The following is a 26,460-nucleotide window of genomic DNA, read 5'->3' on the forward strand; positions in this document are numbered from 1 at the left end:
CCACCGATCATTGCCGTATAACCGTGCTGCGCGATCGTCTCGAGCAGCGTGACGGCCTGCGCGGCATTGCGCGAGTCCGTCTCGCGACGCAACCGCACGGTGCCGCGCTTGATCGAATCCTCCACATGCCCCACCACGAGTTCGGCGCCAAGCTCGGCCGCGCGCCGGTCGCGAAACTCGATCACTTCCGGATAGTTGTGACCGGTGTCGATATGCACCAGCGGAAACGGCAGCACCGTCTTGCGGTTCGCGCCCAGCCCGAACGCCTTGAGCGCCAGGTGCAGCACCACCACCGAGTCCTTGCCGCCCGAAAACAGCAGCGCAGGCTTGGCGCATTCCGCTACCAGCTCGCGCAGAATGTGAATCGATTCCGCTTCCAGCCAGTCCAGGTGGTCCATGCGGTTCGTCGTGACCGAAAGCGGGGTCGTGGCGGAGGGTTCCAGAATCGTGCTCATATGGGTGTCATTCCTATCGTTTGCCCGGCCGGCGCCGGTTATCCAGCGTTACCGCGGGCACTCGTCTACTGCGTTGCTTCGTTATACCGTCGGTTTCGTATCGGCGGGGATCACGCTGATCGGCGGGAGCTGCGACATCGGCGACATATGCAAGCCGCACTCCTTCGTATCGCGCGACTCCCACCACCAGCGTCCGGCCCGGCTGTCCTCGCCGGGGCGGATGGCCCGCGTACAGGGCTCGCAGCCGATGCTCGGATAGCCGCGCGCATGAAGCGGATTCACGGGCACGTCATACTGCGTCAGATACGTCCACACTTCGGCCTCGCTCCAATCGGCGAGCGGGTTGTACTTGGCGATGCCGCGCGCGGCGTCGTGCTCTTCTTCGTGCAGCTCGGCGCGCGTCACCGACTGCTCGCGGCGCTGCCCCGTCACCCACGCATCGACGCCCGAAAGCGCACGGTTCAGCGGCTCGACCTTGCGGATCTCGCAGCAGCGCTTGCGCAACTCGACGCTTTCGTAAAACGCGTTGAGTCCATGCTCGCCAACATAGGCGTCGACCGATTCCGGTTGCGGATGAAACTGCTCGATCTCATACCCGTAGCGCTCGCGCACGTGCGCGATCATGTCGATCGTCTCGGCATGCAACCGCCCGGTATTCAACGAGAAGATGCCGATTGCGGCGCCGCGCGACAAAATCGCATGCGTGAGCACCATGTCCTCGGCCGCGAGGCTGCTCGCGAGCTTGACCTTGCCATCGTGGCGGGCCGCGATCGTATCGATCAGCGCATTCAGGCGTTCGACCTTCGCGGCCAGCTCCGCGCTATCCGCGCGGCCGGCCAGCTCGGCTGGATTGACCACGGTGGCGCTCATGCGCGTTCCTCCGCGGCCGCGGCGCGGCGACGAAAAAGCGGCTGCGGCGTATCGACAGCCGATTGATACTGCACCGAGAACTCGCCAAACGCTTTCAGCGCATCGTGAATGTCCTTGTCCGGGCGGACGGCGAACGCATCGAAGCCGCAACGCGCCATGAAATTCAACTGATCGCGCAGTACGTCGCCGATTGCGCGCAGCTCGCCACGCCAGCCGTAGCGCTCGCGCAACAGGCGCGCGATGCTGTAGCCGCGGCCGTCGCGAAACACGGGAAAGTCCACGCCGATCAGCGCGACTTTCTCGAAGTCGGCAACGAGATCGGCCGGCTCGTCATCGGGCGCGAGCCATACGCCGAGCGACGCCGCGTCGCGCTGCGCAACAAGCGCTTCACGCGCTTGCTTCCACAAGACGAACGGCACGAGTAGGCGACCGGCGGGAAGCTGATCGAGCGTCGGCAGGCTGCCGTCTTCAAGCGCGCGTACGACATGCCAATCGTCCTCGAGCACGGTCCGGTTCTTGATAATCGAAGTCATCTGCGAGTGTTCCTTCTCTTTCCTTCTTGCTCTCGTCGGTGTCAGGCGTGCGCGGGCTGGCGCGACGCATAGACCCGTTCCTTGAACGGCGCCATACCGATTCGATTATAGGTATCGATGAACCGCTCGCCGTCGATACGATTTTCGACGAAAGTATCGATCACTTTCGTCACGACATCGGGCATTTCCTGAGCCGCGAACGACGGCCCGATCACACGGCCGAGGTGCGCAAGCGTCGCGCCCGTGCCCTGTTCGCCGCCGAGCGTCAGCTGATACCACTCCGAGCCATCCTTGTCGACGCCCAGAATGCCGATGTTCCCGACGTGATGGTGGCCGCACGAATTGATACATCCCGAGATGTTCAACGACAGGTCGCCCAGGTCGTACACGTAATCGAGATCGTTGAAGCGGTCCTGGATCGCCTGCGCGATGGGCAGGGACTTCGCATTCGCGAGCGAGCAGAAATCGCCGCCCGGGCACGCGATGATGTCGGTCAGCAAGCCGATGTTCGCGGTCGCGAAGCCTTGCTTCTTCGCTTCTTCCCAGAGTGCGAACAGGTCGCGCTTCTTCACGTCCGCGAGAATCAGGTTCTGCTCGTGGGACACGCGAATTTCACCGAACGAGTACTGGTCGGCCCAATCCGCCACGGCTTCCATTTGCTCCGCGGTGGCATCGCCCGGCGCGCCCTTGGCCGGCTTCAAAGACAGCGTGACGGCGGCGTAGCCCGGCACCTTGTGCGGGCGCATGTTGCGCTCGACCCAGCGTGCGAACGCCCGGTTTTCGAGCAGATGCTTTTCGAACGATGCGTCCGTATCCGACAACTTCTCGTACGGCTGCGGCTGGAAATGTTGCGCGACGCGATCGTATTCCGCTTGCGTCAGCGTCGAGGGACCGTCCTTCAGGTGCTGCCATTCCTCTTCGACTTGTTGCGCGAATTTCTCGGGGCCGAGCGCCTTCACGAGAATCTTGATGCGCGCCTTGAAGAGGTTGTCGCGGCGGCCGAAGCGGTTGTAGACGCGCAGCACGGCCTCGCAATACGTGAGCAGATGCTGCCACGGCAGGTTTTCGCGAATCACGGCACCGATGATCGGTGTACGGCCCAAACCCCCGCCCGCGAGGATCGCGCAGACCACCTCGCCCGCTTCGTTCTTCGACAGATAGACGCCCAGATCGTGAATCTGTACCGCAACACGGTCTTCTTTCGATCCCGACACGGCGATCTTGAACTTGCGCGGCAACCAGCTGAATTCGGGGTGGAACGTCGACCATTGGCGCAGGATCTCCGCCCACGGACGCGGATCGACGATCTCGTCGGGCGCCACACCGGCGAACTGGTCGGCCGTGATGTTGCGGATGTCGTTGCCTGAGGTCTGGATGCCGTGCATCTGCACCGACGCCAGGTCCGCCAGCAGGTCGGGCGTGTCCTCGAGCTGGATCCAGTTGTACTGGATGTTCGTACGCGTCGAGAAGTGACCGTAGCCACGGTCGTACTTGCGCGCGATGTGTGCGAGCATGCGCAACTGGTCGCTGCGCAAGTTGCCGTACGGAATCGCGATGCGGTGCATGTACGCGTGGCGTTGCATGTAAAGGCCGTTCTGCAGACGCAGCGGGCGGAATTCATCCTCGCTCAATTCGCCCGACAAGCGGCGGCGGACCTGGTCGCGATACTGCGCGACGCGCTCGTCGACGATAGTCTGGTCGTACTGATCGTATTGATACATTCGGGGACCCCAGGTTGTGTCGCGCCGCGGCCTGGTCCGCGACGCCCGAATTGCTGTCCGTGCCTGCCGGCGCCCGTAATCCGGGCCGCCAGCTCATTCGCTAATGACAAAAACTGCTAAGCGTATTGATAAACGTCTGGGGATCGTAATAAACTGGCCTTATATTTCAAACGACTTAAAAATTGTTTCCTTATGCGCAAGGGTTATAAATGAACCTGCACCAGTTCCGGTTCGTGCGCGAGGCCGTTCGTCAGAACTTCAATCTGACGGAGGCCGCCAAGGCGCTCTACACGTCGCAACCCGGCGTTTCGAAGGCGATCATCGAGCTCGAGGACGAGCTTGGGGTCGAAATCTTCACACGGCATGGCAAGCGCGTGCGCTCGCTGACGGAGCCGGGGCGGATCATTCTGGCGTCCGTCGAGCGGATTCTGCAGGAGGTGGAAAGCCTGAAGCGGGTCGGCAAGGATTTCGCCGCGCAGGACCAGGGCAACCTCATCATTGCCGCTACGCATACCCAAGCCCGCTACTCGCTGCCGGCTGCCATCGCCGAGTTCAAGCGGCGCTTTCCGAAGGTGCATCTTTCGATTTTGCAAGGAAGCCCGACGCAGGTCGCCGAGATGGTCATGCACGACCATGCCGACATCGCCATCGCGACCGAGGCGATCTCCAACTATAAGGAACTGGTCTCGCTGCCGTGCTTTCAGTGGCATCACGTGGCGATCATGCCCGCGGACCACCCCCTGCTGCAGCGCAAACAGCTTTCCCTGGAAGATCTGGCGCAGTACCCGCTCATCACGTACGAAGCCGCGTTCGCGGGCCGGACGAAGATCAACGAGGCGTTCGCGCGGCGCAATCTGACGCCCGACGTGGTCCTCGAGGCAATCGATGCCGATGTCATCAAAACCTACGTCGAGTTGGGGCTCGGCGTGGGCATCATGGCCGATATCGCATTCAACGCGGAACGTGACAAGCATTTGCGCGCCATGCCGGTCGGCCATCTCTTCGGTACGAATCTGACCAGGATCGCCCTGAAACAGGGAGCGTATCTGCGCAGCTATGTCTATACGCTCGTCGAGCTGCTTTCGCCGTCGCTCACGCGCAAGCTGATCGAGCAGGCGCTCAAGGGCGAACACGAAAATTACGAGCTCTGAAGTCACAACAACCAAGAGAGAGACTACATGGTGTCGACCGCCGCCTTCTTGCGCCGCGCCTTCGCGTGCGCCGCATTTGCGCTCGTCTCGGCAGCGCACGCCGACCTGAAGGTCGGCATCGATTTGTCATCGACGGGGCCCGCCGCCGTCATCGGCATCACGAGCAAGAATGCCATCCAGATGTGGCCGGCCACCATCGCCGGTCAAAAGGCGCAGTACATCGTGCTCGACGACGGCACCGACCCGGGCAAAGCCGTTGCGAACATCCGCAAGCTCATCGATGAAGACCACGTGGACGTGATCGTCGGGCCGAATATCACGCCGGCGGCGCTCGCGGCGCTCGACCCGGTGGCCGCCTCGCAAACGCCGATGATCACGCTGATCGGTTCCGCGAGTGTGGTCGAGCCGCAGGAAGGCAAGCGCGTCTGGGCGTTCAAGATGGCGCAGACCGATGGCGCGATGGCCGATGTGATGACGCGCTATATGGCGAACCATGGCGTGAAAACGGTCGCCTTTATCGGTTTCGCCGACAGTTACGGCGATAGCTGGCTCAACGAGTTCAAGCGGTTTGCCGAGCTGCGGCATATCCGGCTTGTCGCGACGGAACGCTTCAATCGCAACGATGCGAGCGTGACGGGGCAGGTCCTGAAGCTGATTGCGGCCAAGCCCGATGCGGTGCTCGTTGCGGGTGCCGGTACGCCCTCCGCGCTACCGCAGCGCACGCTCGTCGAGCGCGGGTTCAAGGGGCCGATCTATCAGACGCACGGCATTGCGACACCGGAGTTCATCCGGCTTGGCGGCAAGGAGGTCGAAGGGACGCTCTTTCCGACCCAGCCGGTTGTGGTGGCGCGTACGCTGCCGGCCGATCATCCGGCGAAAAAGGCGGCGCTGGCGTTCGTGACGGCGTATGAGGACAAATATGGCCCCGGCTCCGTGACGCAGTTTGCCGGCGATGCGGCTGGCGTCTATCCGCGGTTGGAGGATGCCGTGGCGAGGGCGTTGAAAAAGGCGCAGCCGGGTACCGTGCAGTTTCGCGTGGCGTTGCGGGAGGAGCTCGAGCACGCACATGAGTTGGTCGTGCCGAACGGGGTCGTGAATACGAGCGCGAAAGACCATGTGGGGCTCGATCAGCGTGCGAGCGTGATGGGGGCGATTCGTGGCGGGAAGTTTGTCTTTATCAGCGAGTGATTCGGGGCGGCGGTTCGGGTAGCGGCGCGGGCTGCGCGCGACACTGTCGCTAGTGAGTGGCCACAGCCGTTCCCTGCCAAAATATTGCCTGCGCACGCGTTTTCGGCCATAATCGCGCTCTTCGCCGGCGCTTTCCTGCACCGGCCACTGAAAGCCCGGGTGGTGAAACAGGTAGACGCAGGGGACTCAAAATCCCCCGCCGCAAGGCGTGTCGGTTCGAGTCCGACCCCGGGCACCACTATTCGAGCGAAGAGCCGCCATCTACGGATTGGCGGCTTTTTTGCGTTCGGCATGTAAGCCTAATGGCGGACGCCGACAGCGTCGCAGGGTCAGCCAAGCTTCACGATAAGTCCGGTCCGTAGCGATGGATTGCATCGGCGACGTGCGCGGCCGCCAACACCATGCGGAACTTGACATCGCCGGACTTCATTCGCCGATACGCCTCATTCGCCTGCTCAAGCGGCATCACTTCAATCTTTGGCCGTATACCGGCAAGCACGCTGAAATCCAGCGTCTTCTCGTTCTCGTAGGGCGTGCCGGTGATGGAGCCGAGCATACTGCGCTCGCCAATGACCAAGTGGCCAGCCGAGACCGGCAGCGGGTCCTTACCTGCACCCAGCAATACCAGCCGCCCTTGCGGCGCCAAGCCGGCCATCAGCGCCGACACGGTGGCCGGGTGGCCGATGGTGGCCACGATCGCGTGCGCCCCGCCCATCCTCTTGAGCCGCTCCACCGCATCCTCTTCACTGGTGTCGATATAGACATGCGCGCCCAAGCCCAGCGCATCCTTGGCGATGTCGCTGCCGCGCCCGACGGCGACGACTCGGAAACCCATGCGGCGGGCGTATTGCAGCGCCATATGCCCAAGGCCGCCGATGCCCAGGATGACCACGGTGTCGCCGGCCTGTGCGCCGCACTTTTTGAGCGCATTGAAGGTGGCGATGCCGGCGCAGAGAATCGGCGCCGCTTCCTCGGAATTGAGTTCGTCCGGGATCGACACGAGCCCCGAGGCGCGCGCCAGCATCATCTCGGCGTAGCCCCCATCGCAGGTGGCGCCGACGAAAGGCTGGTTCAGGCAAAGCTCGAAGTGTCCCTGGCGACACTGTACGCATTCGATGCAAGGCCCACCGAGCCGGCCGATGCCAACGCGCTGGCCCACCTTCCAGATGGATGGGGTGTGTTCGCCGAGTGCGGCGATGCGTCCGACCACTTCATGGCCGGGCACGCGCGGAGGTTGCAGCGTCGGATCAGCCCCTTCGATGTCACTGATGTCGGCGCCGCAGATGCCGCAAGCCTCAACCTCGATCAGCGCTTCACCGACGCCCGGTTTCGGCGTCGGGCGCTCCACCAGCTCAAGGAAGCCGGGACGGGTCACTTGCATGGCGCGGTACGTGGTCTTCATGGTCGTCTTCCAAGATCGTCGAAAGGGAAAAGAGGTAATGCGAGGACCGCCAGGCCCGCGGCTTCGATGGCGCCGGCGACGTAGCCCGGGAACTGTGGCGACCACTCGCTGGCGATGCCGGCCAGGCGTCCGCGCCACGGTCCGGAGCCGGCCATGGCGGCTGGCGCTTCGGCGTGATGGCTCGCCGTATTCAAGTCATCGGATGTGGCCGTATAGGGATCCTGCGCCCAGTCCTTGATAACTTCGATGCGAGGCGTGGCCGCTTGCGGCCCGAACAGGCGCACGAGCTGGGCGCGACAATGCGTGCGCAATACGTCCTCGGACACGTTTTTGCGCACGCGCGCCGGCACCCCGAAAAAGCCAAAGAGCGCCGCGCTGCCGCCGGGCATGGAGGCGTCGTGAATCTCGGTCAGCGGTCCGCGTGCACTGCGAGCCTCGCCGGACAATCCCTCCCCGCGCCAGAACGGGGTCTCGTAGATGGCGATGTACTTGGCATGGGGCGCCATCCACGTTGCCGTCGCACGCCATTGCTGAGCCAGCTCCAGCGGCAAAGCAGGCTCGAACGCGATGGTGTGCTCGACCAGACGCGGCGGCATAGCCAGCAATACCTGTTCGGCACGCCAAGTTGTAGCGCCGCCGGTGGCGTCTTCGATGTCCAGTTCGACGTGCGGGTCTGCGCAGCGCAGACGGCGCACCCTCTGACCGGTGATTACCCGTTTCGCATCGAGACGGCGGCGCAAGGCGTCGACCAGCGCCTGCATTCCACCTACCAGGCGCATCGAAATCGGCGAGTTCACGTACCCACGCGTCCGCATCGGCGGCTCATCGGGTGAGCGTTCCAGCACCATGTCGCCCGTCTCGAACTGCGCGAAGCGCTCCAGGCCCAACTCATCGACAAGGCGGTGCAATTCGCGCTGGTAGTCGGGCCAGAACCACGTCGGCCCGAGGTCGAAGCGGTCGGTGGCGTCGGCCATATCGCGCGTGTCCCGTCCCGACGCGGAGGCGGAAGCGATGCGGCCACCTAGCGTATCGCGCGCCTCCAGCAGCACGTAATCCTGGACGCCGTGGCTTTCCAGCAGCCAGGCGGCATAAAGGCCACTCAATCCGGCGCCGATGATGGCGATGCGTGCGGTTTGCATGGCTATATCTCCATTGCCACGTCGGCTAAGGGGCCCGTCTTGAGATAGACGGTGGTGCCGTGCGCACCGGCGAATGCCCCTTGGGACTGCGGCGGCGGGCACCCTTGGTACGGCTTACTTGTCGGGCAGTTGCCGATAGGCTTCGACGACACGTGCCGAATAGGTCAGCGCAGCACCTGCATTCAGCGCGATGGCAACACCCAGTGCCTCGGAGATTTCCTCCAGCGTGGCTCCGTGCTCGACGGCCTTCTTGGTGTGCACCGAGATGCATCCGTCGCAGCGCGTGGTTACGGCTACGGCCAAGGCGATCAGCTCGTGCATCTTCGGTTCCAGATGGCCAGTCTTGATAGCGGCGTTGTCGATCGTCGCCAAACCGCGCATCACGTCGGGGCTTTGTTTCGCGTAATCGCCCACGCGCTCCAGCAGTGAATCACGGTAAGCGTTCCAGTCCTGCATCATGGTTGTTGCTCCTGTTAGAGGGTTGGGGTGCCGGGCGCCGACATAGCGCGCGACAAGGGCTCACGCGACCCGATAGATGCGTCAGGCGCCGGCCCCAGCACATCAGTTGCGGCCGGCCATCACGCCGCCGTCCACGTCCCAGATGGCACCTGTGACCCAACGCGCCTTGTCCGAGAGCAGGAAAGCGACGACTTCGGCAACGTCCTGCGGGGTGCCGACACGGCCGATCGGATGGAAGCTGTTGAAGCCTTGCAGCGCGCTGTGAACTTCGGCCTTCGGAATGAAACCCTCGTAGATCGGCGTCTGCACCACCGCCGGCGACACCGCATTGACGCGGATATGCTTCGGAGCCAGTTCCATCGCCAGGTGTTGAGTCAGCGAATGCAGCCCTGCCTTGGCCATCGAGTAGGCTGACGATGGTGTGGCCGCGATAGCTTGCTTGGCCCACATCGAGCCGATGTTGACGATCGCACCCGGACGATCCCTGGCGATCTGATTGGCGGCGACCTTTTGCGTGATGAAGAAGAAAGCCTTGTTCAACTTCATGTACTGGTCGTAGTCCGCGTCCTGGTGCTCCAGGAACGGCTTGGGGAAGAACACGCCTGCCGCGTTGACGAGCAGGTCGATGTCCTGATGGTCTTCGTCGATCGACTTGAGCAACGCCGCCAACCCTGCATCGCTGGACAGGTCGGCCGTCAGTGCGACGACCGCCCCTAGCGCGGCCAACTCGGCATGCGCTTCTTCGGTCTTGTCCGCGCGGTGACCAACGATGACCGCAGTGCCGCCTTCGGCCAGGACCATCTTGGCCGTCTGCAAGCCCATCCCGCTGGTGCCACCGACCACCAGCAACTTTTTGCCCTTGAATTGGTTGCTCATGTTGAAAACCTTTCGATGTGCCTGCCGATCGGCAGGTCTTGATGGAAAAGGCGAGGACAAGCATCCGGCTCAGTGCCATTGACGCCATATCCGTGCCGCAGTCGCGACCATCCTTGATACGGTCTGAATCGCCCTCGACGTCATCGCCTCCTTGGCATAAAAACTATTTCGCCCCCCTTCATCGAGGGCCTCTGCCAAGGGCGCATGCTTGCGACCTGTGTTGGATTTTTCGCCAATTCCCACCCGCCGACAAACGAGATAAAGTGTGCGGAATTGAAAGAAAAACTTTATCGTATGAAGTCACCTGTTCATCTAAACGCCTTGCGTGCCTTCGAGGCGAGCGCCCGCCATCAGAGCTTTTCGGCGGCAGCGGCCGAACTGAACGTGACGCCTGCTGCAGTTGGCCAACTCGTACGAACGCTCGAGGAATGGCTTGGCACGCCACTATTCGTGCGGGGTACCAGCGGACGGGCACGGCTCGTCCCGACCGAGACGGCCGAACGCGCATTACCGGACATCCGTGCCGGCTTCGACAGGCTTGCCATGGGCTTGGAGCGACTAAAGGAAGCGTCGACCAGTGGAGTGCTCACCGTGGCTGTCAGCCCGGCGTTTGCGGCAAAGTGGTTGTTGCCACGAATCGAGCGTTTCCAGACCGCCTGGCCCGACACGGATGTGCGTTTGGACACCAATCTCAAACCGGTAGATTTCGTTGCCCAGCGCATCGATGTCGGAGTGCGCTATGGCACAGGAAGCTGGCCAGGTTTAGCGGCCGAAAAATTGATGAGTGAGGAGGTATATCCGGTGTGCTCGCCACAGCTATTGCGCGAGCATTGGCGCTTGCAAAAGCCGAATGACCTGGCGCAAGAGACCCTCATCCACGACTTATCGATGGACAGCCATACGGGCTTTCCGACTTGGGATACATGGCTTCAGAAAGCAGGCGTGACTGATGTCGCCACGAAACGAGGGATGAAAATCAATAATTCCGCAGCTGTCCTGCAAGCAGCAATTGACGGTCACGGTATCGCATTGGCTCGCAACGTCATGGCCCGCGATGATTTGGCAGCTGGCCGGTTGGTCAGGTTGTTTCCTGAAATATCCCTCGTGTCGCCTTTAGCGTACTACGTCGTGTACCGCGCGGAATGTTGCGGCCTTCCAAAGCTGGTGGCCTTTCGAGATTGGTTGCTCAAGGAGGCAGCCATCTCGCGATAGACTGCTGGTCGACAAACAGTCGGGATCCGTGTCGCAAGTGTTGTTGAATTCGGACCGACTCCCCCCGGCTCAGATCGTCCCAAAGAGCGCGCGCGGCCGGTCCCGCAGCGTGTGCGCGAGAATCTGCATCGCGCGCACCAATTGCTCGCGCGAAGACGCACAGGCGAGATTTTTCAATCAGGACGTCGAACTCTATGCGCCATTCGCGTATGACGCGGCACTGGCAATGTTCAAGGCGATCCACGACGCCGATTCGCTCGATCGCGCCAAAATCGCCGCGGCCTTCCCGAAGGTGACCGTGACGGGCGTTACCGGAAAGATTGCCTTCGATCCGCAAGGCGATCTGATCAAGCCACCGTATACGCTGTTCGAAGTTCAGCAGGGTCAATGGAAAAGCCAGCGGACCATCGGCGGCAACGGGGTATAGTATTTCCTCCATCTTTCGCGAGCGGAGCGCAGGATGAACTTTCGCGAAACCATCGGTGCGCGCAGTTACTGCTTCGATAGCCTTGCCGCGCTGCTCGCCAAAGCGAGCCCGCGCCGTTCGGGAGACGAATTGGCCGGGCTCGCCGCTGCATCGGAAGAGGAACGGGCGGCGGCAAAAATGGCGCTGGCGGCCATACCGCTTCGAGCGTTCCTCGATGAAGCCGTGATTCCATATGAAGCCGATGAAATCACGCGCCTCATCGTCGACGATCATTCGCCCGATGCGTTTGCGCCGATCGCGCATCTGACCGTGGGCGATTTTCGCGAGTGGCTGCTTGCCGATACCACCGACAGCGCGATGCTCGCCGCCGTTGCCGCGGGCCTCACGCCCGAGATGGTTGCCGCCGTGTCGAAGCTGATGCGCAATCAGGATCTGATACTCGCCGCGCGTAAGCGGCCCGTCGTCACGCGCTTTCGCAACACCGTGGGGTTGCCGGGCCACCTCGCCGTGCGGCTGCAACCGAACCATCCGACGGACGATCTGAAAGGCATTGCGGCATCGATCGTCGATGGGCTCATGTATGGCTGCGGCGACGCGATGATCGGTATCAATCCCGCGTCCGATTCGCTCACGGCGATCACGGCGCTGCTCACGATGATGGACGAATTTCGCCGAGCGTATGACGTGCCCACGCAGACCTGTGTGCTGACGCACGTCACGAATACACTGGCCGCAATCGAAAACGGCGCGCCGGTCGATTTGATTTTCCAATCGATCGCCGGCACCGAGAAGGCCAATGCGGGATTCGGCGTATCGCTGTCGCTGCTTGCCGAAGCATATGACGCGGGTCTGTCGTTGAAGCGCGGCACGCTTGGAAACAACCTGATGTACTTCGAGACCGGACAGGGCAGCGCGCTTTCCGCGAACGCACATCATGGGGTCGATCAGCAAACGTGCGAAGCAAGAGCCTACGCGGTCGCCCGCAAGTTCAATCCGTTCCTGACAAACACGGTGGTGGGGTTCATCGGGCCTGAGTACTTGTACGACGGCAAGCAAATCATCCGCGCGGGCTTGGAAGATCACTTCTGCGGCAAGCTGCTCGGCGTGCCGATGGGCTGCGATATTTGCTACACGAACCATGCGGAAGCGGACCAGGACGATATGGATACGCTGCTGACATTGCTGGGCGCGGCCAACGTCAACTTCATCATGGGCGTGCCGGGCGCCGACGACATCATGTTGAACTATCAGAGCACGTCGTTTCACGACGCGCTCTATGTGCGGCGTCTACTCAACCTTCGACGCGCACCCGAGTTCGAAACATGGCTCGAATCGATGCGTATCACGGACGCATCGGGGCAGATCCAGCAGCACGCATCGAAGCCATTGCTTCTCGATTGGATTGAATCATGACGCGCGCAGACCGGGATGTGCCGGGTGTTACCGCGCGGACAGTCGCGGACAACCCATGGAGCGCATTGCGTCGCTTCACCGATGCCCGCATCGCACTCGGACGCTCGGGCGCCAGCCTGCCGACCGCGCCGATGCTTGCGTTTACTGTCGCGCATGCGCAAGCGCGGGATGCCGTTCATACGCCGCTCGATATCGAAGCACTGAGGGCCGAACTGGAACGGAGGACGCTCGATTCGATCGAGGTGCGCAGCGCGGCGCAAAGCCGCGAGCAGTATTTGCGACGTCCAGACCTTGGGCGGGTATTGGATCCGGAAAGCGCGGCGCTTCTCGAGCAGCACGCGGCATCGGCCGAAACGCCGCCCGATCTGGTGTTCGTCGTTGCGGACGGCTTGTCGGCTCAAGCTGCGGCCTCACATGCGCTCCCCTTGATCGACCGGACCATTGCCCAGTTGAAAGGCTGGTATGTCGGCTCGATCGTTGTCGCTACGCAGGCGCGCGTGGCAATTGGCGATCCTATCGGCGAGTTGATGAATGCCGAGATGGTCGCGGTGCTGATCGGCGAACGCCCCGGACTCAGTTCGCCAGCGAGCCTCGGCGTCTATCTGACGTACGCGCCACGAACCGGGCGCAGCGATGCCGAGCGTAACTGTATTTCGAACGTACGCCCCGAAGGGCTCTGTTACGACGCGGCGGCTTTCAAGCTCGTGCATCTGCTGGAAGGGGCGCGTAAGCGCAAGCTCACCGGGGTCGAACTGAAAGACGAAAGTGTCTGGGACGGGCGGCTCTTGCCGGCGGACGATGTCCGCGCATGAGTGAGCGCGGCACTAGATCACGCCGCCCGAGCAGTTGGTTGGTTTGATCATGCACCAACTGGCCAATCGCCGCACGCAGCGATTGGCTTACGCACCCGCATTTGGCGATATCAGACCGGCGAAGGGTTACGTTCCGCGAACCCTTCCTGATGCCAATAGGGGTAGACGGGCCGCAGCTTGCTCGCCTCATCGAGCCTCGCCACTTGCTCCGGCGTGAGATTCCAACCTACCGCACCGAGGTTCTGCCGCAATTGCTCCTCGTTACGTGCGCCGATGAGCACGCTCGAAACAGTTGGCCGCTGCAAAAGCCAGTTGAGCGCAATCTGGGGAATCGTCTTGCCGGTTTCCTGCGCTATCGCATCCAGTGCATCGACGACGCGGTACAGATACTCATCCGACACAGGCGGACCGATATCGGCCGTCTTGTGCAAACGGCTCACCTCCGGCAACGGACGGCCGCGGCGGATTTTGCCGGTGAGCCGTCCCCAGCCCAGGGGACTCCAGACAATGGCGCCCACCCCCTGATCGAGCCCAAGCGGCATAAGTTCCCACTCGTAGTCGCGGCCGATCAGCGAGTAATACGTTTGGTTCGCGACGTAGCGCGGATAGCCGTATCGATCTGCCACGTCGAGCGACTTCATCAGGTGCCAGCCTGAGAAGTTCGACACGCCCGTGTAGCGGATCTTGCCCGCGCGAACGAGGTCGTCGAGTGTCGAAAGGACTTCTTGTACGGGTGTCTTCGCATCGAAGCCATGTAATTGAAAGAGATCGATGTAATCGGTCTGCAGCCGCTTCAATGCCGCATTGACGGCGTTGATCAGATGATGGCGCGACGAGCCCACGTTATTCGGTTCGTCGTTGAATCGGAACGTGGCCTTCGTCGAGATCAGCACCTTGTCGCGACGGCCTCTGATCGCCTCGCCGAGGACCGACTCGGAGGCACCTTCGGAATAGATGTCGGCACTGTCGAAGAGCGTCACACCCGCGTCCAGGCAGATGTCGACGAGCTTGCGCGCCTCGGCGACATGGGTCTCCCCCCAGGCTTTAAACAGTTCGCCCTTGCCGCCGAACGTACCGGTGCCGAAACCGAGTACCGGGACTTTGAATCCCGATGCGCCGAGATGTCGATATTCCATAGGGGACCTCGCTGAAAGGGACGGAAGATTCCGGCGCTGCGGCCGGCCCTTCAGGCTACTGCAATGCCAGATTGCGTGCAGGTAGGCGCGCAATCTGGCATCGAGCTATCGCCGGTTACATTACAGCATTACAGCGGCAGGCCGAGTTGCGCCGCCCATTGCCTCGGCGAATGCACCGTTGCCGATTGGTTTCGCCAGTAGGCGATGCCAAGCTCGACGGAACGCATGCAGATCACGCTCAAGTAGTCCTGATGCGACGCTTCGGGCCAACCCTGCAACGCAGCTTTGGCTACTTGCGGGGTGATTTGCTCGCATTGCAAAGCGGAATCGGGAAGCGTGTAGAAAATTGCTGCGCCGTGACTCGTCGTCGCGCCGCCTTGAGAACGGATCATGCTCGACGTGCCGATCGACACACCGACTTCGCCGACGCCGGGCACCGCCGACACCACGCGCTGCACTTCACCTAGTTCGCGATACGTTGGATTGATGAAGTGCATACCGATACCCGTGCCAATCGCAATCACCAAAGCCGCAGCGGCCAGAACCTTCCAATGTAGGGGCCGAACCGATGTGAGCATGCCGGTCGTCGCTGTGACGGGCACAACGATGGTGGACGTCGCGAGATCCTGGAGTGTTCTGCGCGTGGGGCGGTTGAAGAGATAGAGGTATCCCAATGCGAATAGCCAGATCGCGAGCAATACGCCGTCGGCCACCACTAGCCATCGCCAAGCTGGTGAATGCCACGCGTCAGAGCCGATGAATGCGAATCCGCCGAGCACGGTCGGCACGCCGACGATCGCGTAGCGCACCCAGGCGTGCGAGTATCGCAACCGGCTAATGCCGGTTGGATCGAGTCGGATAACCTTGATCTTCATGAGCCGCTTGCCGAGCGACTGGCCTCGCCCAGGGCCGCCTTCAAGCAGCGCGAAATAGAGAGAGCCGATGGCAAAGCCGATCAGCTTGCCCCATTGGCCGAGGCGCATGAGTATGTCGCCAGCAAGTGCAATGAGCAGGAAGCCGATTAGCGCGAGAATCAGGCCGTCAAGCCAGAATGCAAAGCTTCTGCGCCAAAAACCCACTGCAGTCGCTGCCGGCCGGCTCTCGCCCGGCTCCCCCGAAATCGTGTTCATTGTGTTCCCGTTTTTTTCGTTATGGGTTAGGTCGATCCGGCATCGTACGGCGCGTGGATCGCGCGCGGACATCTTCGCGGCGCTGAGGTGGATAGTAACAGCGTACGGACTAGGGTTTTAAGGGTGGGCAGCGACGCAAAGGAAAAGCTGCGTTACTGCGCGGCGCTCCATATCGGGTACCGCTGACGCGCACTCGGAACGCGAACCGCAAGCATAGCTGTGCCATCGCATGGCCACTTCCGGCCTTCCTTTAACTGTCGTCAAACGGCTTAAATACAACATCCGATCTCCAATGCCTGTTAAAAACGGCATTCTCCCTCGTAAGCATAAACATTGACGCGCCGATTACCTCCAGTGGAGCACGAACATCGCAATCACAACAGTGACCGCGATAGCGCCCAGAATAATGTACCAGCCCTTGCGCGTGGTTATCACGCCTCGTAGGCCCCACACATTCCCGTCAAGCACGCACAACAAAAGAACGATTATCGCGGCGAGCGCCATCGTACCCTTTGCGAGATTAACAAAGAATGCTTCCACGTACAAAATCAACGGCTTACGGCGATGGGGGCCCACATACCGCCTCCGGAATTCGGGCCTGCGATCAAAGTTCAGAATAGCGATCTCCTAAAGAAACATCGCGCGATCGACCGACTGCGGGCTCACCGCACCGACTTCTCGCCGGAGCAGCGCACGCGGCTCGTACTCGATTATCAGCATTACAAGTAAATTCCGGGCGAGTCGATCGATCATTTCCGATCAGAAGCGTATTTGTAGATCCTTCAGCACGTCCACTTCGCCCCACGTAAACGAGCATGAACGCCCCACCTCGACGCCGATCATTTTGCCGCCAGCACTCTGCTGCTCCGAGATCGGCCTGCAACCGCCAGAGATAGTTACGGTTGGACTACCTTGTTTGGAAAGACGCCCCCCCACGTCGCCCACCGCCTGCTCGCCGCTTGCCGCCGCCCGCGCATGACCGTATCGCCGCCCGACCCAAAAAATCAGCCGCTTATCCGCCGACATATGTGTGTCGGCCACGTTACATCGGTCCCGCCCCTTGCCCCGCGAGCCGCTCGCATTCGCCGTCACGCCGAACGCCGCACTATCACCTCATTGCTAACCTCCGTATAAAACCGACCATTACTCGAACAAACTCGATACAGAGGCTGATGCATATGGCCCACGTGGAAACTGTGACCAACGCTGCGTGATTTCTCAATTGCTCTTCCGACGCTGGACGCCAACCCCAATGAATAGATGCCCATGCGATAATTTGGGGAAGATATTTAATCCCGAAATATGATCCAGTGACAACAAGAACCCGCGTTAAAGCGCCCTTCCAGCCGTCTTCTGCAAGAAGTCGATCAATCCTTGAAGTCCTCACTGTAATGCATCCTTGCCTGGGATGAATGACGATGTCCCTGAGCCAACAGATCCTGCCGTTGCTCCGGCAAGGCCCGGCGTTGGGTTGGGAGTGCGCGGCTGCAATAGGGCAGGAACGGACGGGTTGAAGTTCCCGTAGACGTAAGGCCGGAGAACCCGAGCGAGGCCCTTTGTCGTAACCGCTCCAATGCCGTATCCCAAGGATGATGTAAGCGAGCCTAAAGCACCGGAGAATGACAAACTCTTTGATTCCTCGTAATACGTGTTGCTGAATGCAGTGTTTAGCACTCCGTTGGCCCCCCCCAACGCGACGCTGCCCATGAATTTGACATTGGTACCGATCGGCCCAGCTATTGCTCCAGTCGCGGCCGCAAAAATGGATTGGGCTGGACGTATCATCCCTGATTGAGCGTATTGGCCAGCGGCGTCCATACCGCCGTTTACGCCAGCGCCAATCGCCGCATACCCAAGAGTGCCAGCCGCCCCCGCTATGGGAGCGGCCGCAAGCAATACACCACCTGTCGCAGCTGCGATAACGCCACCGCCCATAAGGTTTCGGTTCGCTTCCTCCCCGTTTGCGCTGCTCTGAATTTGTGCTGCGGGCGGCTGATTTGGTCCGACGCCGTTCGCGTAATGTCCCGCGTACATATTCGGATTGACCTTCTGGTCCGGCGTCGCAAAAAACATATAGCCTGGCCCGCTGTTGCCATCAGCCGGAAGCATTCCCCGCTCTTCTCGCAAGAATGCTGCGGCACGCTCATTCCATTGCCCGGGCGAGCCGTTCTGGACCATCAGGTTCGCTTGCATCAGAAGCTCCCTCTCCGCCTGTTCGAGCGTCAGCCCGTTTCGCTTGGCATACGCTTGCTTGCGCCTATCGATCGATGCTCTTTCATCTGGATGCAGTTGCCGATTAAACAACGTCTCCACCCGCGCAGCCGCCCCCGCTTGCGCACTATCCGCCCCCACCGCCTGCGCCACGCCCGCCACGAGCGACGCCACCAGATCGGCACGCGCCTCTTTCTCGCTCGCGCTCAGCCCCTCGGTCCGGCTCAACTGATCCAACGCCGTATTCAGCACCACCCCTGCCGACGCACCCAACGCCCCCGCTCCGCAATCTCCTCCCGACGCCGCCCCGCCCGCGCACCCCAGCACCGCATGCAGCGCCGTATGCGCCGCGCTGCCTTCTCCACCCAGATACGGCGACAGCGCCTTGATCTGCTCCGCACCCAACGTCTGCAAGTACGTCGCCCCAGCCGCCTGTGCGAATTGCCCCATTGCCCCCGTCAGGTTCCCGCCCGCCGCCGCAGTGAGCGCGGTCAACACACGACGCCCCGCCCCACCCGGTGCCCACGTCGCGTTGTCCTCCAACACCTGCGTCAACTGGGCAACCTTCTCGCGGTCCCGTTCACCTATCGGTTTAGCCTGCTCTTGTTCCAACGCTTGCTGTGCTTCGCTCGATGCCTTCGCCCGATTCGCCAGGAACGTTCCCGCCTCCCGTTGCAACGCGCCGACAATCTCGAACCCTGCCCGGATCTCCTGCTCGTTGAAGATCGGCTTGAGCGCGTGGGTCCCGTCATGTTCGCTGGTGATGTCGCGGTTTAAGCCCGCCATCGTCTGGTCCACGCTCTCACCCGTGAGTGCCCGCTGCTTCGCCTCGTCCGTAATCCGAATCGCCCCACCGCTGACGCCACTCACCGTCGTGCGACTACTGCTACCCGATGCCGCCATGACAGCCGGCGGTGTGGCACTCCAATTGCCCGAACTCGCCACGTTGTTCCCCGGCACCTTGTCCCCACCGGAGGCCGCCTGCCCTTGCTGATTCGTTCCGACACCGCCTGCCGTCGTATTCCCCTTGCCGCCAACCGGCGTCATGCCACCGCCACCAAAGCTATAGCCTCCGCCCACGGCAACACTGCTCGCGCTGTACTGCGCGTGGTTCTCGATATCGCTCGTCGTCAGCGTCGCCGTCGTCAAGCTGTTCCGCTTCTCTGCAACGGCGCGCTCCGTACTCGTAATCGCCCCGCCCTTCAGTTCCGTATTTCCCTTCACATCGATCTGGAAACCCCCATCGCCCGCCTTGATCCCCGACTGCTCCATGACGCTGGCAAAGTCACTCTTCATCTTCTGCTGACCGACATTCGCGCTCGCCGAGAAACCCGCACCCGCCGTCACGCTGCCGCCGACCGATTGGTCTTTGCTGGTGTAACGGCTCGAATCCTGCAAGCTCTCGATCTTCAGCTCGCCCCCCACGTTGCCCACCACCTGCTCGCCGCTCGCCACCGCCCCGCGCAGAACCGTATCGCCACCCGACTCCAACACGAGCCGCTTACCCGCCGACACATGCGTGTTCGTCCACGTCACATCGGTCCCCTCACCCTTGCCCCGCGAGCCGCTCGCATTCGCCGTCACGCCGAATGCCGCGCCTTGCGAATTGACGCTCACCGCCACGCCCACACCGCCGCTCGCACTACTGCTCGTGCGGTGCATTTCGTTCGTGTTCTGCGCCGCCAGCAGCGCAATCTCGCCATCGGCCTTCAGCTTCACATCGCCGCCGCCTTGGATCTCGCTGCCCTGCACGGTCAACATCGAGTCCCGGCCCGCACCCGTCGCGCGAATGCGCACATTGCCTCCCGCGGCCACGGTCGAGCCCGCCGCGTGCACCGCGTCTTCCGTCGTCTTGCTCCGGCTCGCCGTCGTTCCCACCGTAATGGCGATATTGATACCGCCTCCGGTTTTTGGATCGGCTCCGATCGCATCGGCCGCATTCTTGGCGGCCAGTGCCGTCGTCGCGCCCGCCAGCACCTGCATGCGCGTATCCGATGTCTGAGCGGCTGCGTGTTTCATCTGCCCCGCGGTTTGCTCCGCCGCAATCACGGGAGCCGTCACCGCCACGGTCAGCCCCGATTGCTTGAACCGCGTTTCCTGCGTGCTATGGCTCGTCTCCTCGGCTGCGAGAATGTCGACCTTCTTGGCCGCGATATCGATCTCGCCCTGCGGCGTCAGTACATGAGAGCCGATCTGCGTATAGCGATTGCCCGCACTGATCGCCACGTTGCCATGGGTCGAGCCAACGGTGGACGCCGACGCCGTGGTCCGGGTTGCGCGATTGTCCTGGCTCTGTTGCTGCGTCCCGATCGTGAAACTCATCCCCCCATTACCGAAGAGCCCCGTCTTCTTCTCTTCCCGGAAATGCCGCTCCGCCGTCGTATCGGTCGCGGCTTCGATGTTCACGTCGCGCGTAGCAACGAGTGTGGTGCCGTCCGTCGACACGACGTTGCTGCCCATCAAATTGATATCGTTGCTCGCCTGCACGTAGGCCGTGTTGCCCGAGAACGTCGTGGCCTGGTTCGTCGTTTCCGACAACGTGTTGCGCGTCGCGATCGTCTTCGAAGAAAACCAGCTGCTCTTGCCCTTGTGTCGATGTGCCTCGTCGACCTCGCGCGTCGTCTCGGACGATGTCAGGTTGACGTCGTTGCCGGCCATCGCGATCAGCGCGCCTTGCTCGCTCGTCACCGATGCCCCGCGCGCATTGAGATCATGTCCCGCCGACAGGTGCAAATCGCCCACCGTCCGGATCGTCGATCCCATCTCTTGTTGCGTACTGTCCTCGCGCCAGTTGTCGTTATCCCATTTCAGAGAGTGGCTGCTCGATGTGTCCACCGTGCTCAGATTGAGGTCGCGCCCTGCGGCGATGACGGTCTGCCCGTCGACGCTATCATTGACGATCTGCGCGCCCGCAAGCGTCACATCGCGCCCCGCCGCGGCGACGAGTGTCGCGCCTGAAGGGTTCGTCACAAAGAGGCCTGCCACGCGGCTGACGTTCGTCAGCGAGCCTTGCGCATTTGCCTGGGCGCTCGTCGAACTGACGCTCGTCAGATCGCGTCCCGCCGTTGCAAAGAGGCTCCTTGCGGCATCGATCGTGCCGCCGAGGTTCATCAAATCCTGATTCGCGCGTATCGAAACGTCCTCTCCCGTCAGGCGCCCGCCGAGGTTCTTTATATTCTCCGCCGTCAGCGCAACGACGCTACGCCCCGCGATCGTGCCTTGATTCACGACGTCGCCGGAGAGATTCAGATCGATCGTCTGCCCCGAAATCAGCGCCCCCGAACCGTCGACGTCGCCTTGCGTCACGCGCGCGTACACCTGAGGTACCAGCGCCCTCGTCGTCTCCCCGCTCGGCAACATCACGTCCCGCTCGACGAGCCACACGATGTCGCTCGTCAGCTGCGCCATCTGCGTATCGGTCAATGCGATGCCCGGCTGCAACCCCCACCTCTTCGCGTAGGTCACGCCGCTATCGATCAGCGCGCGATATTGCGCCTCGTCGTTCCCATAACCTTCGAGGAACCGGCGACCCGTCAATTTCGCCACCTGCTCGCGAACGAGCTTCTGTTCGTAAAATGCGTCGCCAAGACGCTTTTGCGTCAACGCTGGATTCATGCGTAGCTGCTCGAGCATGTAATCGGACGACAACCAGTTCCGGTAGTTGGTAAAACGCGGATCGGTTTCGATCAGATAGCCGACAGCGGGATTGGGATTGACCGAGAAAAGACTCGTGTTCGGCACGGTCGCATTGATGTCGGTACTGCGGATCACCGACGGCTGGCCGGCACCGTCTACGTTGAGCGCGGCCACCTCCGTGATCGGGGTGACCTCACGTCCGTTGCGAATGTACACGTCCGCCGCGCCCGCCCCTTCGGCGCGCCGCGTCACTGCCGCGACGTTCGGCGCGCCAATGCGCGTGCCGGTCGTGCCCGGCGCCGTAAAGTCGGCATAGACGCTTGGCGTCAGCCTGATCTCGGCGATCGCTGCCGGGGGCTCGTATGCAATCGTGTTTCTACCGGTATCGTCACGCCCCTTTTTATGGTTGCGCCAATGCGAGGTGACGGTGCCCGTGTCCCGTACGATCTGTTGACCGATCACCTCCGTGTTGTCCAGCCGCGCGATGTTTCCGGTAAGCGCTGCGCCGGCCACGATCTGGCTCTTGTCGTTGAGCACGTGCTGTGCGTCGATACGCATGGCCCCGCCCGAGGTGATCCTCGCCGGGTCCGACTCGGTGACGACGCTCGCCGAGACGCTACGGTCATATTCGTACTTGCTCCAGCTTTCATAGTTTCGTTCGGGCGTATGCAGTTGATCCGATTCGTCGTTGTAGACGTAGACATCCGGCTCGCCTGGCTTGAATCGATTCGCCGATCCATCGCCCTGGTATTCGATGATGCGTTCAGGCTCACCCTGCGGCTGAACGCCGACCCGAAAATGCTCGTTGGTGTTGTTGACCCCGAGTGCGCCAAGCGTCAAATTGCCGAGCGCTTCGATCGATGCACTGTGGTTGTTGACAGTCTGTGCCGAGCCCGTTGCCAAGCCGCTCTCGTCGAGCGCCCCGCCGATCGCCATATCGCCCGCGCTGAAGATCAATGCATGCTTACGGTTCGTCACGGTCTGGGCGCCGATGTCGAGCCGGCCGCGCGCAGCGATCGTTGCCGCCACGCCGTCTTCCGCATCGTTATCCAGTGCACCTGTCGATATCGCGAGACGGTCGCCGTAGATGCGGCCGCTTCCCTTGTTGCTCAGGACCCCTGACGATACGGTCGTCTCCTGTCCGTCGATCAGCCCTCGGTTCGTGATCGCGCCGGCAGCGTCGATTTGCGTCGTCGCCGCGCCGAGTTCGCCGCTTGCGGCATTGTCGATGTCACGTGCCCGCATGCTCAGGGTACGGCCGGCGCGCATGATGGCCTGATTGGTGATGTGTCCGGCGGTTTCGAACACAACGTCGCCGCTTGCCTCGATGTTGCCTGTATGGACGAAGTCCCCCGCCAGACTGACATTGAGATCGCCTTGCGACAGTACGCTGCCATCGCCTGACAGCCGTGCGCTGTTCACGCCGAGCGTCTTGCCCGCAATCAGCGTGCCGCCCGTGTTCGCCACGTGCTGCTGCTTGTTCGCCAGATCGCGATCCTGTATCTGAACCGATTGACCGGAAGAAATCAGGCCTGCGCTGTTGTCGACCGGACCCGCACCGGTGACCGACAGCGATGTATCGGCGCGCATGGCGCCGGACTGATTGTCGATCGCGTCGGCCGTGACGCTCACGCTGTGGCCTTCAACCCCTTGGTCGTTGCCCTGTGTGCCGCGATTGACCAGATGGCCGGCGCGCACCGTCAATCGTTCGCCCGAGCGAATCAAGCTGCCACTGTTATCCACGGCGCCGCCGCCGACATCGAGCTCGACCTTGCCGAGGGCTTGCACGGTACCGCCGCGGTTATCTATGCCGCTGGCGTCAAGGGCGACCTCCCCTTGCGCTGCGATCTGCCCACCGTGTGCGTTGGTGATTTGCCCCGAATGCGCCGATACATCCCCTTTGGCACCGATAAAGCCACCGGTGTTGTCGAGCCCGCCTGTTTGCAGCTTCACCGTGCTTTGACCGAGAATGCCGCCCGCTGCGCCCGAATGTGTATTCGAAAGCGTGTGCCCATGCGTGTCGACGCTCAGCGCACCCGTGGCCTGCATCGTGCCACCGTCGTTCGCCAGTGCTGCGCTGTCGATGTTCAGCGCGCCCCTGGCCACGATCGCGCCGCGCGAATTGTCGAGCCTCTGGGCACGCGTATCGATGCGCACGTCGCCGCTTGCCACCACACCGTCCGTATTCGTGAGCCCACTGGATGCGAGGGTGACGGACTGTGCGGCCTCGATACGGCCAGCCGCATTGCTGAGATGTCCCGTTGCAGCCAAGACACTCGCGGCACCCAGCACAGAACCGATGCGACCGCCTGTGTTATCGATTGCATCGCCCTCGATCGATACGTTTTGCGTCGCGGCGATCAAGCCGGCTGCATTGTCGACCCTGCCCGGCGCTCGCACATCGAGCGCCCCGCCCGCCGTCAAGCTGCCGCCGGTATTCAGCAAGGTCGCCACCCTTAGCTCGGCGTCGCCGCCCGCCATGACCTGGCCGTGTTCCCTGTTATCGAACGTGCCGGCGCGCATCGTCATGGCGCCGCTCGCCGCGATCGTTCCCGCCGTATTGTCGAGCACGCCTTCGGCCACGATCGACGCGCTGCCCGCACCGGTTTGAACCAGTTGCCCGTTTCGATTCGACACGTCATAAGCACTCAACGATAGCCGGTCAGCCGATATCGTCGCGTCATCGGTACGCAGCGTCGCCGCCGCATGTCCCGTCAGCGTTTGCGCTGCAAAAAGCGTTGCACGGCTCGCATCGAGTTCACCCGTGCCGGCTATCAGCGATATATCCCTAGCCACCGTTTGGCTGCCCGCGAGACTGAGTGCCGGCCCGCTCGCACTGAAATCCGCGCCCGCCAGATTCTGCCCGCGCGCGTCGAGCCGGCCCGACGCGGTAAGCCGGACGCTGCCGCTCCCATCGAGCGTGCCGTCGCTTCGTATCCCCGCGCCCAGCAACGAGCCAGATTGACTATCGATCACGCTCGTCGAGCCGGTCGCGGCAATCGTCGTATCGCCCTGTGCCGCGATCGCACCCGCATTGACGACGTTGCCGCGCGTCGTAAGCTGCGCATCGCCTTGCGCGTAGACGATCCCCGTGTTGGTCACGCTGCCGCTCGTATCGGCGCGTACCGCGCCGCTGGCGTTGATGCGTCCGCTGTTCTCGAGCCGCCCGTCGGCCGTCACGACGACATCGCCCGCCGACGCGCCGATCGCCCCCGCGTTGCGCACGCCCACGCCCGATTCAGTGCCGACCAACGTGATCTTGCCGGCATACATGCCGCCGAGGTTCGCGACATCGAGGCCGTAGGCGGGCGTTACGCCATTCGCCGCGGTTGCCGTCGAATGCACATGATCGGCGCTGATCTCGTTTGCGCCCGTGGTAACTTTCAGCGTATTGGCCCAGATACCTGCGTTCACTTGCACGGAGCGCGCGATGATGTCGGTGAAATCGGCGCGGCTCGCGTCGAAGCCCGCGCCTGAAATATCGATCGCGCCACTCGTTACGCGATAACCATCGAGATTTCCCGCATTCATGAGGGGAATCCCGGTAGTCAGCGTCGCGCGATTGGCGTTGATGAAGCCGCATCCGTCGCAGGAAATGCCGGCGGGGTTCGCGATCACGACCTGCGCGCGGCTGCCGGCAACCTCGATGTAGCCACGCAGAAGACTCGGATGGCTTCCGTTGACCTCGTTCAAAATGACGCGGGCCGATCCCCCCGCAAGCCACGGATTGCCCTGCACCCAGCCGCCCAACTGAGTCTCGGCCGCCTTGCGCGCGTTGTTGAGAATCGCGCCCTGCGAATGGACGTCGAACTGGCTATAGCTGTTGCGAGAAACGCCTGCCGCACTCGGCGTCTGGATATTGACGACCGGCACCCCATTGCCCGCGGTCAAAACAGTGGGTTGTTGCGCGCCGGGTACGCTCCGATCGGCGACGATCTGCGCGTGCGCCGGGAAGCTGACGAGCCCCCATGCCAGCAGCATCGAATACTGCAACGGCCGCACAGTCGCAGCAACGCCGGCCGCAAGGTTCCCCAACTGCGGCGCGCGCGACGTGCCGGTTGCCTTCCCGTCGCTCGCGACATGCTCCGAGACCGCCATCAGCAGTCCACGCGTCCGATTGAAAACGATCCGATAGCAGTGCTTGTTCATCGACGGTTGTCTCCGTTATGCGGCCGCGCGTGCGTGATTGGGTGGCCTAGAAACCAGGCGCGCGCCTCTTCCTTCGAAACGGCGATGCCCCTGAACTCCATCACGCGCAACCCACGTTCGTCGCCCCGGTGATGGAGCGAGCGCAAACAGCGATTTGCGAACAGGCGCGCCGCGATATGACGCAAGGTTCGGGTGTGACCGAATGGCGCCACCCAGTCGAGCAGCCACGCCCGATCGCCGCTTGCCCAATCCGCGTCGGGCATGTGCTCTGGTAGGTTGCTCAGATAGCGCGCCTCCGCCTCTTCGCTGAAGCTCGCCCACGACAGGTAGAACACCGGCTTGCCCGCGTCAGTGGCAAGCACGAACTGTCCGGTTTTGATCGCCGGCAACAGCACTGCCGGCAAAACTTTGAGCGGGGCGTCACGATGTCCGGCCGAATGCATCCAAAGCCACACGGCACTGCCGAGTGCTTCGGCCTCGCGGCAGGAGGTGTGCAAGAGACGCGGCGCAATGACGTCGAGCGATCCATACCTCATGCGT

Annotated in this window: 18 protein-coding genes, 1 tRNA gene and 1 pseudogene; 7 read left to right on the forward strand and 13 right to left on the reverse strand. The window is 62.3% G+C overall.

The genetic code is table 11. From position 1 onward, the window contains the following. The 4 genes from ACO1XS_RS01955 to ACO1XS_RS01970 form a co-directional block, all read right to left on the reverse strand. Positions 1–455 (reverse strand): phosphoadenosine phosphosulfate reductase domain-containing protein (locus tag ACO1XS_RS01955; protein ID WP_486389908.1); only part of this gene is annotated, 455 nt, incomplete at its 3' end. 81 nt (positions 456–536) lie between these two features. Continuing rightward, on the reverse strand, positions 537–1,325 hold the full coding sequence (locus tag ACO1XS_RS01960) for a phosphoadenylyl-sulfate reductase (RefSeq protein ID WP_331568231.1): 789 nt from the start codon (positions 1,323–1,325) through the stop codon (positions 537–539). After that, on the reverse strand, positions 1,322–1,858 hold the full coding sequence (locus ACO1XS_RS01965) for a DUF934 domain-containing protein (protein WP_331568232.1): 537 nt from the start codon (positions 1,856–1,858) through the stop codon (positions 1,322–1,324). The genes ACO1XS_RS01960 and ACO1XS_RS01965 overlap by 4 nt, the downstream gene beginning before the upstream one ends. Positions 1,859–1,899: 41 nt before the next feature. Then, positions 1,900–3,579, reverse strand: a complete 1,680-nt coding sequence (locus ACO1XS_RS01970) for a nitrite/sulfite reductase (RefSeq protein WP_331568233.1) — start codon at positions 3,577–3,579, stop codon at positions 1,900–1,902. A 209-nt stretch (positions 3,580–3,788) separates the two neighbouring features. On the opposite strand from ACO1XS_RS01970, the gene ACO1XS_RS01975 reads away from it, so the two are divergent. From ACO1XS_RS01975 to ACO1XS_RS01985, 3 genes are all read left to right on the forward strand, one after another. Then, positions 3,789–4,730, forward strand: a complete 942-nt coding sequence (locus ACO1XS_RS01975; RefSeq protein WP_173261690.1) for a CysB family HTH-type transcriptional regulator — start codon at positions 3,789–3,791, stop codon at positions 4,728–4,730. Between the two features lie 27 nt (positions 4,731–4,757). After that, positions 4,758–5,918 carry an ABC transporter substrate-binding protein gene (locus ACO1XS_RS01980; protein ID WP_331568234.1) on the forward strand — a complete coding sequence of 387 codons (1,161 nt, stop codon included), beginning with the start codon at positions 4,758–4,760 and terminating at the stop codon, positions 5,916–5,918. Between the two features lie 153 nt (positions 5,919–6,071). Continuing rightward, positions 6,072–6,156, forward strand: a tRNA-Leu gene (locus tag ACO1XS_RS01985). Between the two features lie 102 nt (positions 6,157–6,258). Here ACO1XS_RS01985 and ACO1XS_RS01990 read toward each other — a convergent pair. The 4 genes from ACO1XS_RS01990 to ACO1XS_RS02005 all read right to left on the reverse strand — a co-directional run bounded on the left by ACO1XS_RS01990 (position 6,259) and on the right by ACO1XS_RS02005 (position 9,794). Further along, positions 6,259–7,320 carry an alcohol dehydrogenase gene (locus tag ACO1XS_RS01990; RefSeq protein WP_486389909.1) on the reverse strand — a complete coding sequence of 354 codons (1,062 nt, stop codon included), beginning with the start codon at positions 7,318–7,320 and terminating at the stop codon, positions 6,259–6,261. Then, positions 7,317–8,459, reverse strand: a complete 1,143-nt coding sequence (locus ACO1XS_RS01995; protein WP_486389910.1) for a flavin monoamine oxidase family protein — start codon at positions 8,457–8,459, stop codon at positions 7,317–7,319. Before ACO1XS_RS01995 ends, ACO1XS_RS01990 begins: the two co-directional genes overlap by 4 nt. Positions 8,460–8,573: 114 nt before the next feature. Next, a complete protein-coding gene (locus ACO1XS_RS02000; protein WP_331568237.1) occupies positions 8,574–8,918 on the reverse strand; it encodes a carboxymuconolactone decarboxylase family protein in 345 nt (114 codons plus the stop codon). A gap of 102 nt (positions 8,919–9,020) precedes the next feature. Beyond that, positions 9,021–9,794 (reverse strand): SDR family NAD(P)-dependent oxidoreductase, encoded by a 774-nt coding sequence (locus ACO1XS_RS02005; protein ID WP_486389911.1) that lies wholly within the window; start codon positions 9,792–9,794, stop codon positions 9,021–9,023. Positions 9,795–10,088: 294 nt separating this feature from the next. On the opposite strand from ACO1XS_RS02005, the gene gcvA reads away from it, so the two are divergent. The 4 genes and pseudogenes from gcvA (at position 10,089) to eutC (ending at position 13,658) form a co-directional block, all read left to right on the forward strand. Beyond that, entirely contained in the window at positions 10,089–11,006 is a 918-nt protein-coding gene (gene gcvA, locus ACO1XS_RS02010; protein WP_331568245.1) for a transcriptional regulator GcvA, read from the forward strand. A gap of 172 nt (positions 11,007–11,178) precedes the next feature. After that, a pseudogene (locus ACO1XS_RS02015) lies at positions 11,179–11,433 on the forward strand (branched-chain amino acid ABC transporter substrate-binding protein); the annotation flags it as partial. A 33-nt stretch (positions 11,434–11,466) separates the two neighbouring features. Next, positions 11,467–12,846: an ethanolamine ammonia-lyase subunit EutB gene (locus ACO1XS_RS02020; RefSeq protein WP_486389912.1), complete on the forward strand. Its 1,380-nt coding sequence runs from the start codon at positions 11,467–11,469 to the stop codon at positions 12,844–12,846. Then, on the forward strand, positions 12,843–13,658 hold the full coding sequence (eutC, locus tag ACO1XS_RS02025; RefSeq protein ID WP_331568243.1) for an ethanolamine ammonia-lyase subunit EutC: 816 nt from the start codon (positions 12,843–12,845) through the stop codon (positions 13,656–13,658). Before ACO1XS_RS02020 ends, eutC begins: the two co-directional genes overlap by 4 nt. 110 nt (positions 13,659–13,768) lie before the next feature. Here eutC and ACO1XS_RS02030 read toward each other — a convergent pair whose 3' ends face one another. The 5 genes from ACO1XS_RS02030 to ACO1XS_RS02050 form a co-directional block, all read right to left on the reverse strand. After that, positions 13,769–14,794 carry an aldo/keto reductase gene (locus ACO1XS_RS02030; RefSeq protein ID WP_486389913.1) on the reverse strand — a complete coding sequence of 342 codons (1,026 nt, stop codon included), beginning with the start codon at positions 14,792–14,794 and terminating at the stop codon, positions 13,769–13,771. A 128-nt stretch (positions 14,795–14,922) separates the two neighbouring features. Beyond that, complete coding sequence (locus tag ACO1XS_RS02035; RefSeq protein WP_331570344.1) at positions 14,923–15,924, reverse strand: RDD family protein; 1,002 nt, start codon at positions 15,922–15,924, stop codon at positions 14,923–14,925. A gap of 759 nt (positions 15,925–16,683) precedes the next feature. Continuing rightward, on the reverse strand, positions 16,684–16,965 hold the full coding sequence (locus ACO1XS_RS02040) for a hypothetical protein (protein ID WP_331570385.1): 282 nt from the start codon (positions 16,963–16,965) through the stop codon (positions 16,684–16,686). A gap of 342 nt (positions 16,966–17,307) precedes the next feature. Then, on the reverse strand, positions 17,308–25,920 hold the full coding sequence (locus ACO1XS_RS02045) for a two-partner secretion domain-containing protein (protein WP_486389914.1): 8,613 nt from the start codon (positions 25,918–25,920) through the stop codon (positions 17,308–17,310). Beyond that, positions 25,917–26,456: a toxin-activating lysine-acyltransferase gene (locus tag ACO1XS_RS02050; protein ID WP_486389915.1), complete on the reverse strand. Its 540-nt coding sequence runs from the start codon at positions 26,454–26,456 to the stop codon at positions 25,917–25,919. Before ACO1XS_RS02050 ends, ACO1XS_RS02045 begins: the two co-directional genes overlap by 4 nt. Positions 26,457–26,460: the final 4 nt, after the last annotated feature.

The organism is Trinickia sp. (assembly GCF_057351765.1).